Source organism: Maribacter sp. 1_2014MBL_MicDiv (assembly GCF_001865655.1).
In the GTDB taxonomy this organism is placed as follows: Bacteria; Bacteroidota; Bacteroidia; order Flavobacteriales; family Flavobacteriaceae; genus Maribacter; species Maribacter dokdonensis.
Map to the genome: position 1 here is coordinate 2,956,305 of NZ_CP011318.1, position 13,546 is coordinate 2,969,850.

Here is a 13,546-nt window from a genome sequence, read left to right on the forward strand (position 1 = left end):
TGTTCTATTAGGATAAGATTGTCGAAATCAAAAATCTGAATGAAAATCAAACAATTTACTTTATTAATAGTGCTGGCGTTTGTTACATCTAATATACATGCTCAATTTGGTAAAAATTGTGAGCTCAGGCAAGTAAAGATCAACCTTATAAATCCCGGTCTAGAGTATGAAATGGCATTGGGTGCCAATACTACTTTTGATATTAAAGCTGGTATTCAAGTGGCATTAGATCCATTGTTACCAGATGTTTATGATGAATTGGGTGTTTTTCCGGCAGTTGCCGCTCAGTATAGGTATTATTACAACTTTGAAAAACGACAACGCAATAGAAGACAGATTTATGGCAACTCTGCCAATTACATAGCACCGGCGGCAGCTGTGTTTTTTCCAAGTCCTAGAACTATTGCCAATGAAAATGTAAAAGGTGCTTTTGGGTACGCAGGTTTGGTTACAGGTTTGCAACGTAGTTATGATAGTGGTTTTAATTTTTCGGTAGATGTTGGTGCGGGCTATTACGCTGGGCAGTTTGAGGGTGGAATCTATCCGGTTGCCAACTTAAGTATTGGCTGGATCATCAGTGAGAAACGTTGGTGTGTGGGTAGGTAATATCTTACCTTTTTTCTTAATATTTCTTTAAATCAAGTGTTTACCTTTTTTTAATCTTGTAGTTTTAGTTGCAACATCAATCAATCTACATGAAAAAAATCACACTTGTTTTACTGTTCTTATCGGTTTCCTTGTCCAATGCACAAATAAGGGATTTCTCGGAAAAAGGTAACGGACTCATCAATCTAGAGCGTCATCAATTCACAATTAATCTATTGGGACCAGGTATTAGGTACGAGCTAGGGTTATTTAAAAATGTAAGTGCTTCTACAAGTTTTACTCCGGCATTTGCAAGATACCAAGAAGGCTATGCTTTGGGTTATACATGGCATACCAGAATTAGATATTACCATAATTTTCAACAGCGCTTAGATGTCAATAAGAATATTGTTGGAAATTCTGCAAATTATATAGGTCCTGCGCGTAGTATTTTTTGGGAGCCTGTACAGTTTACAGATAATATCTCTGACGGAAATATTGATTATGCCTTTGCATTCTATGGCGGAGTATACGGTATTCAGCGAACCAACAGAAAAGGGTTCAATGTAAATGCAGAAGTGGGTTATGGCTATTTTGATTCAAAAACTTTAGATAGCGGTCATGGCTTTTTGCTTAATGTGACCTTTGGATGGGTCGCTACCAAAAGAAAATCTAGAAAGCCCACTTTTGATTGATCTGGTCTGGTATTTGATATAAATCCCACATAAAATCAAACCAATCTACATCATGAAAAAAAACATTTTTTTATCCGTTATTCTGTTATCCGTTTTTCATTTGAATGCACAATCCGTTAAGCATGTGGAAGACGGACTTTTTAAAGTTAATGCCTAAGCACCGGGGATATCTTATGAACTAGGGGTAGCTGATAAAACTACTTTGAATTTAGAGGCGTTCTTGGGATTTGCACTTAACGGCGGTATAGATAGGGAGACCAGGTTTGGATTATATCCTGGTTTAGAGGCAGATGTAAGGCAATACGTAAATTTTAATAGAAGATTAAATAAAGGAAAGAATATATCTGGCAACTCGGGTAACTACATTGCATTTTTAAATCAACTTCAATTGGGTACGCCAATAATTAGTGATTTGGGAATACGCCTCGGATTATTTTTATAACGGTGCTTTAGTATATGGTATTCAGCGTAATTACAGAAAAGGACTCTATTGGGGCTTAGCTTTTGGTCCCGGTATTTTTGTTGATGATTTTTATAAGGATGCAGGTATTTTAATAGATGTTAGACTTGGTTGGGTTGTAGGTGGTAGAAAAAAGTAGCATGCCCATAAGGGAACTCTCTCAAAATCAATAAGATAAAAATAACATAAGTTTAAGCGTAGCTATATATATTTAAAGTATCTTTGCACGCTTAAATAAGACCTTATGTCCACTACTACAAAGAATATTGCGATCATTGCGCACGTTGACCACGGTAAGACCACCTTGGTAGACAAAATAATGTACCACTGTAGCTTGTTTCGTGAAAACGAGAATACAGGTGATTTAATTTTGGATAATAACGACTTGGAAAGAGAGCGTGGTATTACCATTACATCCAAGAACGTTTCCGTTGTGTATAAGGATACTAAGATAAATATAATAGATACTCCTGGTCACGCCGATTTTGGTGGTGAAGTAGAGCGTGTATTGAACATGGCCGATGGTGTTTTGTTATTGGTTGATGCTTTTGAAGGTCCCATGCCACAAACACGTTTTGTATTGCAAAAAGCAATTGATCTAGGTTTAAAGCCATGCTTGGTAATTAATAAGGTAGATAAGGAAAACTGTACTCCAGAAGAGGTGCATGAAAAAGTTTTCGATTTGATGTTCGAGCTTGGTGCAGAAGAATGGCAGTTAGATTTCCCTACAGTATACGGTTCTGCAAAGAACAACTGGATGAGTACCGACTGGCAAAATGAAACTGAGAACATTGAGCCATTGTTAGATATGGTAATTGAACATATTCCTACTTTTGAACCAAAAGAAGGAAACACTCAAATGTTGATTACATCATTGGATTTCTCTTCATTTACAGGTAGAATCGCTATCGGTAGATTGCAAAGAGGTACATTGAAAGAAAATCAGCAAATTTCTTTGGTGAAGCGCGATGGTAGTATCGTGAAATCCAAAATAAAGGAATTGTACGTTTTTGAAGGTCTTGGCCGTAAAAAGGTACAAGAAGTTGAAACGGGTGATATTTGTGCTTTGGTAGGAGTTGAAGGTTTTGAAATTGGTGATACCGTTGCCGATTTTGAAAATCCAGAGGCATTGAAGACCATTGCTATAGATGAGCCAACAATGAGTATGTTGTTTACCATTAACGATAGTCCGTTCTTTGGGAAAGATGGTAAATTCGTTACTTCTCGTCATATCAACGACAGACTTCAAAAAGAATTGGAAAAGAACTTGGCGTTACGTGTAAACGAAACGGACAGTGCAGATAAATTCTTGGTATTCGGTCGTGGTGTATTACACCTTTCAGTTTTAATTGAGACCATGCGTCGTGAAGGGTATGAATTACAGATCGGTCAGCCTCAAGTTATTATAAAAGAGATCGATGGTGTAAAATGTGAGCCTGTTGAGGCATTGACCATAGATTTACCGGAAACAGTATCTGGTAAAGCGGTTGAAATGGTTTCTATGCGTAAAGGTGAAATGACCAGTATGGAGGCTAAAGGCGATCGTATGGTATGTGAGTTCATTATACCATCTAGAGGTATTATTGGTCTTCGTAACCAATTGTTGACTGCTACGGCTGGTGAGGCTATTATGGCACACCGTTTCTTAGAGTACCAACCAATGAAAGGTGAAATTCCACAAAGACAGAATGGTTCTTTAGTTTCTATGGAAACAGGAAAGGCTATTCCTTATTCTATAGATAAATTACAGGATAGAGGTAAGTTCTTTGTTGATCCAGGTGAAGATATTTATGAAGGTCAGGTAATTGGTGAGAACTCTCGTGGAGATGATATGACCGTGAACATTACCAAAACTAAAAAACTATCTAACGTACGTTCTTCAGGTGCAGATGATAAAGCCAAAATCGTACCGGCAATTAAGTTCTCATTGGAAGAAGCTCTAGAATATATTCAAAAAGATGAGTACGTTGAGGTAACTCCTAAATTTTTACGTTTACGTAAAATCTATTTAACGGAGAACGAGCGTAAGCGTAATAAAATAGCTTAAAATAAAAGTTCTTTTTTCTTAAGGACTTTTTTCCTTTACTATGTAAAAGCCACCTATTTAGGTGGCTTTTCTAATTTGTATACTTAAGGGGAAAGTGTGCGTATTTAATTTTATCAATTTCCACTGGTTTTATAGTTGATTAAAGCTATTTCATTAAGAAAAACGCAAAATTTTAAGATAGATTTTCCTACTTTCTTAATAATGGGTTCATCCTGCAATTTTCTTCGTTTATAGTCCATTTTTTAGCTAATTTAAAGTGCAATTTAACTCAACTCAAACACTTATTAATATGCAACTAAATGGTAAAAATGTACTCATTACCGGGGGTACTCGCGGAATTGGAAAATGTATGGTTCAAAGCCTTATAAAAGAGGGAGTAACCAATGTAGCGGTAATAGCTCGTGACAAAAGTAATCTCAAGCAATTAGCAGAGGAGTATCCTGAAGTAAACTTTATGAAAATTGCTGGTGATGTCGCCAATATTGAAATATTGAGAGATGCCGCAGCCCGTATAGAAGATAAATGGGGGCATCTGGATATTTTAATCAATAATGCTGGTATAGTTGCGGCTGGTCCGTTAGAGGATATACAAGATGAAGATCTGTACGATCAAGTAGCCGTTAACCTTACCGCTGTTATGTTATTGACAAAATACTGTATTCCATTGCTGAAGTCATCTGAAGATGCCTTTATTTTAAACATTTCTTCGGGGTTAGGATTGATCGGAATGCCGTTCTACGCTGTCTATGGTAGTACCAAAGCTGCAATTCGTCAGTTTTCAGATTCTATGAGGCGCGAATTGGCTCCTTTCAAAGTATCGGTTACCTGTGCTTTTCCAACGGCTACGGATACCGAGATGATGCAGAAATTTAAAGGTAGAAAAATGGATGCACCCGAGTATGTAGCAGAGCGATCATTAGAAGGTTTATTTAATAAAGAACTTCAAGTAATTTTTGGCGGTGAAGAACGACTCAAGGAAAATACCCTGAACTTTGAAGCACCCCAAGAATTGGATAAAAAGGTTGCGGAGAATTATGAGGAACGTAAAACCGCTAGTTTAGATCATAAAGCCGTATGATTTTTACTGGGAAATAAATAAACGGCACACAATTATGAAATTATTTTACAAATTTTCACTTTTATCAGTTTTTGCAGTAATCGTATCCTGTAAAGAAACTCCTAAATCAGTTGATAAAGCTACCAAAGAAGTGGTTGCGGAATCTAACGTTATTTCTTACCCAGATTCATGGGTAAATTCAAGAGTTGAAAAAGCGAAAAATAGATTGAATGAAACCGAGGCGGGTAAAATTATATGGAATGCTATGGAAGCGCATGGCGGATTGGATACTTGGTTTGCCAATGGTCCTCTAACTTTTCGTTTCAATTATCAGCCTTTAGACGGGAAAACGGCAAGAGATAGCTATCAAACGGTAGATACTTGGAGCAACCGTGCGGTACATACAAGTGCTACGGATAGTTCGGCTAAATTTGGGTGGACAGGTGAAAAGGCTTGGGTCATGGCAAAGGACAGTACGGCATTTGCCTATGATACTAAATTCTGGGCATTGACACCCTTATGGTTTGTTGGTCATCCGTTTGTTTTAAGTGGAGAAGGAGTGAACTTAGAGCTATTGGAGCCTACTACCTTTAAAGATAAAGATTACAATGTTGTAAAAGTAACTTTTGATGCAGGCACGGGCGATGCACCGGACGATTACTATATTCTTTACGTGAATAAAGAAAGCAATAAAATTGCGGTAATGAGATACATTGTTTCTTACCCGGAATATTTTAAGGACGGTGGTCATGCTCCAGAAAAATTCACTGAATTTATTGGTGAGCAAAAAGTTGATGGTATTACTATGCCCGGCGGATTTAAAACGTATTGGACAGTAGAAGGTAATCAGCCTGGTGAGTATATAACCAAAATTGATTTTACCGATGTCTCATTTGAAAATGATCTACCAAAAGACTTTTTTGATGCTCCGGCAGATGCTAAGATTTTGAATTAAGGATATAGCTTAATCAAAATAAATAAAAAATCCCAAAGGTAACTTTGGGATTTTTTTTGCGATGTGGTTAATTATAGCACTAAACTTTTTGTGCTTTGTATTGTGAAGCAACAGCGGCACCTATAATACCCGCGTGGTTCTGTAATTCTGCAGGTATGACCCTGGTCTCTATTTTTATTTTTGATTTGAACTCTTTAAAATCCTTTGAGGCACCGCCGCCAAGTATTATTAAATCTGGAGATACGATCAATTCTACGTACTCTAAGAATTTGTTGAATCTTTTGCCCCATTTTTTATAGGAGAGTCCTTCACGGTCCTTGGCTGATCCCGCTGCCCATTTCTCAATTTTGCTATATTTTTTATAGGGAATTTGTCCTAGCTCAAAATTAGGAATCAATCTTCCGTCAAGAAATGCGCCACTTCCTAAACCGGTACCAATGGTAATCATTACTACAAAACCTTTTTCTCCTTTACCGGTACCATAGTTCATAGTAGCGTATCCAGCAGCATCGGCATCATTGATTACGGTAAAATCCAATCCGGTTTTCTTTTCCAGTAATTCTTCTACATTAACACCTAACCAACTTTTATCTAGATTACCTGTGGCTTTACAGATTCCGTTTTTAATAATAGTAGGGAAACCACAGCCCACTTTGCCTTTGTAGTCAAAATGCGCTACTATCTGGGCTATTACATCTGACATTGCCTCGGGTGTTCTGGGTATGGGAGTTGGTATTCTAAAACGTTCTGAAATCATTTCTCCGGTTTTAGAATTAACTAACGCTCCTTTTATTCCAGAACCACCTACATCAATACCAAGTAAAGTCATTTTATATTTTGTTATGAATTACAAAGAAACGAAAAAGTTTCGGCTCTTTGAAGTGCTATTATTTAGTGTGTTTTTTACGTTTATGGATGTCTATAATTTATAGCATAAAAAAAGGACCTTTTTAGGTCCTTTAAGTGTTTTATTCGGGCATAAGCAAGTTTGTAATCGTGCTTACTTGAATTTCCTCATCATCCTCGTCCATCTCTAGATCAATCGTAAAAGTAATAGAGAACTGTCTACCTACAAACTTAGAGCTGTTAAGGTCGTACTTTGCACTTACGCCATTGGCAACGTTGTTGAATTCAACACGCTCTCCTTCGTCGTCAGTGAACACATAAGTACCATTAATGAAGCCTTCATAGGTGGCGTTCATAGTGCTTTCGTCTTGCCCGTATGCGGTCAAGGTAGAAATGGAAACGAACAATACAATTAATAGTGATTTCATTTTTTCTTGTTAAGTTAATTATCGATTTTTTTGCCTGATTTTAGTCCTGTTTTTAGGTCTAAAATTCTGAATACAAATGAAATCTAATTAGTTGAATAACGATTATTTTTATCATTTTATTATGAAAGATTTTTATAATGTTAAATAGCTGTAAACCAGTTCGCTATTTTTTGAATAATGAAGTAAAATATTTTTGGATAACACTATTTAATAGAAAAATTACGTACTACCTTTACTATATTAAACATTAGTATACATTGAAAAACTATACATCTCCTCTACAATTTACGCAGGTTACCATAGTGTGTTTTTTAGCATCTAATTTTGGTTATTCGCAAGACAGGGTATCTACTGTTAATATTCAACAATGGGTTCAAAAATATAAGGCAGATATAAGGGGTCCGTATAAAGATATTCGTTGGTTCTGTACGGATGGTAGTATTAGACAACCAAAAGACCCCTGCCCGGATAATATTGGTCCTGGCGTACAACATGCCCGTTATAAAGATGAAGTGGTCTCCTTGGGTGAGACCAATCATATTCATTTAGGTCAAATTTTGGCATACACGGATATTGATGAGCTGTGGGATGCCGATTATATCCACTCGCGCTTAAAACAATATCAATTGGATAAGTATTTGCGTTTGGTAGATAATGGTTGGATCAATCAAAAAGGGCAGTTCTATAGAGGCTCAGTACAGGTAGAAGACGAAGAGGCATGGGGAATCGATTTTTATAAAACTATTTTGGCAGATGATAAAGTTCTGCTCAATAACTTTTATCTAATACGCCAATCTTTAAAAGATATTCCCCATAACGGTGATGATAATGTTGCACAATTAATGCGAAGCCAGTCTAAGGTAATTTCGGATATGTACGCACCGTTTATGGACCTTAGAACCAAGATCCATAGTCAGCCGGAAAAAGCCGATATTCAAAAAGTAATTGATTTTAAAACGAAACATCAAAAATCATTGACAACCGATTTACATAAGAAATTAGACGGATTGGTAACTACGATGAATACGTTTTTTAAACCGGTTGATGTACAGGCGTTGCTTAACACATCTAAGTTGGTCAAAAGAACTTTATTGGGAGATAAAGTACAATCTTTTATAAATACAAAGGCATATAATGACAATCCACCCTATATAGTGAATGAAACGGCTCAATTACTTTTAGATATCAGGGAAGATCTGTTAACAGAAAAGCGGTCTTTGGCACGTTTGCAGTTATTGGATATTTCTTTGAAGTTAGAAGAGTTGCTATTTCAAAACGCGCCTAATTGGGAGCCTGATACGGTTAGTGGTCAGTTAGAAAAAATATGTGCATTGACCACGGCATCTGTGGGTGCAGGCTATCTAGAACTGTGGGAGTGGGAGCAGATTTCTGGTACGCTCAGTAAATTTGGTGAAAGTATATTGACATTGGCAGAATTGACACAAGTGCTAGAAACGGCAAGATCTGCCGTGGAGTGGAGCGCGGCGACAGTTAAAGCCAATTATCAAGAAGTAGTAAATACCTATACCGCTTTTGAGCCTAAGTCTTATGCATTTATAGATGATAGAATTAGAGGTTCCGTTGCTTTGCATTTAGGGCAAAGTGTGGGGCAGTTGGGCGATTTTATATCTAAAGAATCCGCTTTGACCAATAAGGTTATGGATATTACCAATCAAAGTACCTTCAGGGGATTGAACCCAGGTTATGCCTTAGGTGAATTGGTCGTAGTGGATGGTTCATCTGAAGATATTGAGGTATCGGCAGATAAAATTTATATTTTTCAGCGCTCTCCGTCAGACCTAAAACCAGTGGCAGGTATAGCCACTGTGGCTGAAGGTAATATGGTATCGCATGTACAATTATTGGCGCGTAATTTAGGTATACCCAATGCCGCACTATCTGATCAGAATCTTCAGAGTTTAAAGAAGTATGATGGTGACCGTGTATTTTATGCGGTTTCAAATAAAGGGAACGTGATCTTAAAACCAGAAGCGCAAATGACAGATCAAGAACGCGGACTGTTCCTAAAGAAAGAACGAAACACCGATAAGATAGAAGTGCCAGTTGAGAAAATTCAATTAGGTACTACAGATGTGCTGAACATGCGAGATGTTGATGCAAGTGATTCTGGTGCCTTATGCGGACCAAAAGCCGCTAACCTTGGTCAGTTGAAAAAGATGTTTCCAGAGCAAGTTGTGGAGGGGTTGGTAATACCTTTCGGGATCTTTAAAGATCATATGGATCAGACCATGCCTGGTGAAACTACCTCGTATTGGGAGTTTTTGAATAGCATGTTTAAAGAGGCTGAGCGCATGAGAGGTGCAGATGTGCCTGAACCCGAAGTTGAAAATTATCAATTAAGACAATTGGAGACGCTAAGAACGGCAATTAAAAAAATGCCTTTAAAAGAAGATTTTAAAAATCAATTGGAGACTAAATTTAAATCGGTTCTTGGTGCTGAATTTGGTAAGGTTCCTGTATTCTTACGTAGTGATACCAATATGGAAGATTTAAAGGAGTTCACCGGTGCCGGACTAAACTTGACTTTATTCAACGTGCTGGACAAAGAAAAGATTATTGAGGGTATTAAAGATGTTTGGGCATCGCCATATACAGAGCGAAGTTTTAAATGGCGCCAAGTGTATTTGTTGAATCCAGAGAATGTATTCCCTTCTATTTTGGTGATCCCAAGTGTAGATGTAGATTACTCGGGCGTTTTGATCACAAAGGGCATTAACTCAGGTAATGATAAAGACTTGACCGTTGCATTCAGTAGAGGTGCGGGCGGTGCTGTTGATGGGCAGTCAGCGGAAACATATACAATCTATAGTGATAACGGATATCGTTTATTGGCGCCTGCGCGTGAAGCATTATTTAATACGCTTCCCGCCACAGGTGGTACGGGCAAAAAAATAGCCACTTTTGAGCACAGGGTTTTGAATGAAAAGAACATGGCGGATATTAAAACCTTGGCAAAGACCATTAGAGAAACAATGCCAAAAGAAACGAATACGGATTATGAGGGTGCTTATGATGTGGAATTAGGTTTTAAGGAAGACAAATTATGGTTGTTTCAAATAAGACCGTTCGTTGAAAATAAAAAAGCGTTGAGTTCTGGGTATCTGGAATCCATCACCCCAAAAATTAATACGGCAAAAGAAATTTCGCTGAGTACAAAAATATGATATGAAAAGAAATTGGTTTTGTTTGTTAGCCATGTGTTTTCTTGTTTTTATAGCTTGTAATTCAGATGATGATGTTCCGGTAATGGATGAATTACCGGCAATAAGTACGGCAGGCTTAAACACCTTTGGTTGTCTGATTGATGGACAAGTATTTGTGGCAAAGAAAGAGGAATTCTGTACGGATTGTGATTACGAGACCGAGCTGAATTTAACATATGAAAAGACTTCAGATGGGTATAGATTTGCTTTAGCTACATCTAACAAAGTAGATGGTGAAATTTCTATGCAATTGGAGGTGTATAGCGACGAAGATTTTTTGAATGAAGGAAAATACTCTTTATCAGAAACTACTTTAATGAATAATGATACTCTTCTCTCCAATGCTAAGTGTGTTATTGATAAAAAAATTAAAGGGGTCGCTCTTGATTCAGAATTTTATACCAATAATAGCATTGGAGGTGTTTTGGAAATTGTTAGGATTGATCAGGAACGTAAATTTATTTCCGGAACATTTTACTTTTCGGCATTAGATGATAACGGGCAATTTGTAATCGTTAGTGATGGTCGATTTGATGTTGCATACAACAGTTATTAAAATTAGGTTTAGAAATGAGTATGAAGAAAATTATAGTATTGTTAATCGTAGTTGTAAGTGCATCCGCATTTACAACATACAAATATTACCCAATTGATGGTTACGAGCGCACAGGCATTAAACGCTTAAAACGATTGGAGCTGATCAAGAGCGGAGAGATTAAAGATGCATCGGCTTTACCTGTCGGTGCCATGAAATCTTACAACGATATTCAATTGAACTTACTGTCAAGAAAGAATGATAGCGCAATGGGTCTAATGCAGGTAGATGCAGATTTTCAGAAGGAAATCAGTGCCTTGTTTCGCGGTTTGGATAAAAGTTATTCGTTAACGGTTTTAGATATATCGGACCCAGAAAATGTTCGCTATGCAGAACGAAATGAGACTGCTGGCTATCAGCCAGGTTCTGTAGGTAAGTTGGCTGTGTTATTGGGCTTGTTCACACAGTTGGAAAAAATTTACCCAGATTCATTTGAAAAAAGAACGGAGCTACTAAAGAATAAATCTGTTAAAGCCGGAGTTTGGGGCTTAACGGATGAACATACCATTCCTATCTATAATATTGAAAAGAATACCTTGGTAAAACGTCAAGTAATTGCCAGCGATGTGTTCTCTTTATATGAATGGGCAGATCACATGTTGACTGTGAGTAACAACGGTGCGGCAAGTATAGTGTGGAGAGAGGCGCTGTTAATGGCAGCATTTGGTGAAAAGTATCCTGAGCTGACACAAGAAGAAGCGGATACTTATTTTAAGGATACTCCTAAAAAAGAGCTGACAGATTTGAGTAATGATGTGGTTAATTTGCCTTTACGTGAATTGGGCATTACATCAGATGAATGGCGATTGGGTAGTTTCTTCACTAGAGGTGCAAATACCTATGTGGGCGATAAAGGCGGTAGTATAGGTTCACCACAGGGTTTAATGAAATTCTTGGTTCAATTGGAACAGGGTAAGGTGGTAGATGAAGCATCAAGCTTAGAGATGAAACGATTAATGTATATGACCGATCGTAGAATCCGCTACGCACAGTCACCGGCATTGAAAGAAGCCGCTGTATATTTTAAATCGGGCTCTTTGTACAAATGCGATAGAAGTAATGGGGAGGCATGCGGAAAATACATGGGCAACGTTACCAATTTCATGAACTCGGTCATCATTGTTGAGCATCCGGATAATTGTAGGTACATGGTGGTATTAATGACCAACGTACTTCGTAAAAACTCTGCCAGTGATCATATGTATTTAGCAGGTAATATTGATAAAATTATTAGAAAGGGGTAATATATTCCTACTGTGAAGTAATTAACCTACTGTATGATATGTCAGTAGGTTTTTTTATGCCCTATTATTTTGAATAAATACTTAATCTAAAGTTAAATATTTTTTTATAACAAAGCACTTGCTTAGTTTTACAATGTAATTAGAATAAATGGCACGCAAAAAGCAATATAGCGAAGCTGAAGTCATAGAAAAGGCAATGCGTCTTTTCTGGCGTAATGGCTATGAAAGTACTTCCGTTCGTATGTTGGAGAAAGAAATGGGTATTAATCAGTTTTCCATTTATGCCAGTTTTAAGAATAAAGAGGGTGTTTTTTTAGAGAGCATTAAACTGTATAATGCAAAGATAAAGTCCATAACAAATATCTTGGAAAACTCTACTAATGGAGTAGAGGGTATTAAAAATTATTTTTTGGATTTTCTAGATTTCTCAAGGGAAGGAGCTATTTTTAAAGGTTGCTTGGTGACCAATACGGTAAATGAGATTAAAGAAGATACTAATCCGGTAATCATGGCCGCATTAAAACGGTTTTCATTAAATATTAGAAAATTGTTTGTAAGGAATCTAAAACAAGACGACCAAAGGGATGTAAAAGAAATAGAAGCGCAAGCAGACTATTTAATGAACGCTCTTTTAGGTTTGTCCATTTCATCTAAAGTATTTAGTGAGGAGGAATTAAAGGGCATTATTAAAATTACGTTTTTACACTTGTAACATTTTTTTTGAACAATAACTAAGCGATTGCTTAGATTTAACATAACTATAATAAACATTCAAATTAGAAAGAGTATGACAACTTTAAAAGTACACAACATTGAATCTGCACCTGAAGGTAGTAAGCCATTATTAGAAAATTCTCAAAAGTCATTTGGAATGATTCCTGGCCTGCACGGGGTATTGGCGGCATCACCAAAAATTTTGGAAGCATACCAAACGTTACACCAATTATTTACTGAAACTTCTTTCAATGAAGAAGAATTGACCGTGGTTTGGCAAACGATAAACGTAGAGCATGCATGTCACTACTGTGTACCGGCACATACTGGTATCGCGAAAATGATGAAAGTTGATGATGCCATTACAGAAGCATTACGTAATGAAACACCGTTGGCCGATGCAAAATTAGAGGCCTTAAGAACAATGACTTTGACCATTGTGCGTAACCGTGGTAATGTAACACAAGAGGACCTTGATGCTTTTTACGCTGCAGGTTATGGAGAGCAACAAGTATTGGAAATTATCCTAGGATTATCACAAAAGGTAATCAGTAACTATACAAATCATATTGCACATACACCAGTAGATGAACCTTTCAAGAAATTTGAATGGTCTAAATAATTTGGTTTCAAGTTCCCCGAAACCATTTGTTGATTGATTGTTGATAGCCTTCTGTCTTAAGGCAGGGGGCTATT

The 13,546-nt window shown here is 37.1% G+C and carries 14 protein-coding genes; 12 read left to right on the forward strand and 2 right to left on the reverse strand.

All coding sequences use genetic code 11. The annotated features are described in order from the left end of the window. The first annotated feature begins 39 nt into the window (after positions 1-39). The 7 genes from YQ22_RS12435 (at position 40) to YQ22_RS12465 (ending at position 5,799) form a co-directional block, all read left to right on the forward strand. On the forward strand, positions 40-606 hold the full coding sequence (locus YQ22_RS12435; protein WP_071341454.1) for a DUF3575 domain-containing protein: 567 nt from the start codon (positions 40-42) through the stop codon (positions 604-606). Between the two features lie 89 nt (positions 607-695). After that, complete coding sequence (locus tag YQ22_RS12440; RefSeq protein WP_071341455.1) at positions 696-1,280, forward strand: hypothetical protein; 585 nt, start codon at positions 696-698, stop codon at positions 1,278-1,280. Positions 1,281-1,482: 202 nt separating this feature from the next. Beyond that, entirely contained in the window at positions 1,483-1,722 is a 240-nt protein-coding gene (locus YQ22_RS12445; protein ID WP_156894570.1) for a hypothetical protein, read from the forward strand. Next, a complete protein-coding gene (locus YQ22_RS12450; RefSeq protein ID WP_071341457.1) occupies positions 1,688-1,879 on the forward strand; it encodes a hypothetical protein in 192 nt (63 codons plus the stop codon). The genes YQ22_RS12445 and YQ22_RS12450 overlap by 35 nt, the downstream gene beginning before the upstream one ends. Positions 1,880-1,984: 105 nt before the next feature. Beyond that, positions 1,985-3,787 (forward strand): translational GTPase TypA, encoded by a 1,803-nt coding sequence (gene typA / locus YQ22_RS12455; protein WP_071341458.1) that lies wholly within the window; start codon positions 1,985-1,987, stop codon positions 3,785-3,787. A gap of 289 nt (positions 3,788-4,076) precedes the next feature. Continuing rightward, positions 4,077-4,865, forward strand: coding sequence for an SDR family NAD(P)-dependent oxidoreductase (locus YQ22_RS12460; RefSeq protein WP_071341459.1), 789 nt, complete (start codon positions 4,077-4,079; stop codon positions 4,863-4,865). 34 nt (positions 4,866-4,899) lie between these two features. After that, entirely contained in the window at positions 4,900-5,799 is a 900-nt protein-coding gene (locus YQ22_RS12465) for a DUF6503 family protein (protein ID WP_071341460.1), read from the forward strand. 79 nt (positions 5,800-5,878) lie between these two features. On the opposite strand, the gene ppgK is transcribed toward YQ22_RS12465, so the two are convergent. Together ppgK and YQ22_RS12475 are read right to left on the reverse strand one after the other, a co-directional pair. Continuing rightward, positions 5,879-6,628, reverse strand: a complete 750-nt coding sequence (gene ppgK / locus YQ22_RS12470; RefSeq protein ID WP_071341461.1) for a polyphosphate--glucose phosphotransferase — start codon at positions 6,626-6,628, stop codon at positions 5,879-5,881. A 139-nt stretch (positions 6,629-6,767) separates the two neighbouring features. Then, complete coding sequence (locus tag YQ22_RS12475) at positions 6,768-7,073, reverse strand: hypothetical protein (protein ID WP_058103706.1); 306 nt, start codon at positions 7,071-7,073, stop codon at positions 6,768-6,770. 1,019 nt (positions 7,074-8,092) lie between these two features. Here YQ22_RS12475 and YQ22_RS12480 point away from each other — a divergent pair. The 5 genes from YQ22_RS12480 to YQ22_RS12500 all read left to right on the forward strand — a co-directional run bounded on the left by YQ22_RS12480 (position 8,093) and on the right by YQ22_RS12500 (position 13,472). Further along, positions 8,093-10,258, forward strand: a complete 2,166-nt coding sequence (locus YQ22_RS12480) for a PEP/pyruvate-binding domain-containing protein (protein ID WP_442914840.1) — start codon at positions 8,093-8,095, stop codon at positions 10,256-10,258. Between the two features lies 1 nt (position 10,259). After that, complete coding sequence (locus YQ22_RS12485; protein WP_071341463.1) at positions 10,260-10,853, forward strand: hypothetical protein; 594 nt, start codon at positions 10,260-10,262, stop codon at positions 10,851-10,853. Positions 10,854-10,873: 20 nt separating this feature from the next. Then, the gene (locus tag YQ22_RS12490; RefSeq protein WP_071342581.1) at positions 10,874-12,136 is read left to right on the forward strand and encodes a serine hydrolase; all 1,263 of its coding nucleotides are present in this window, start codon (positions 10,874-10,876) and stop codon (positions 12,134-12,136) included. A 148-nt stretch (positions 12,137-12,284) separates the two neighbouring features. Then, entirely contained in the window at positions 12,285-12,848 is a 564-nt protein-coding gene (locus tag YQ22_RS12495; RefSeq protein WP_071341464.1) for a TetR/AcrR family transcriptional regulator, read from the forward strand. 75 nt (positions 12,849-12,923) lie between these two features. After that, on the forward strand, positions 12,924-13,472 hold the full coding sequence (locus YQ22_RS12500) for a carboxymuconolactone decarboxylase family protein (RefSeq protein ID WP_058103702.1): 549 nt from the start codon (positions 12,924-12,926) through the stop codon (positions 13,470-13,472). The last annotated feature ends 74 nt before the right edge of the window (positions 13,473-13,546 follow it).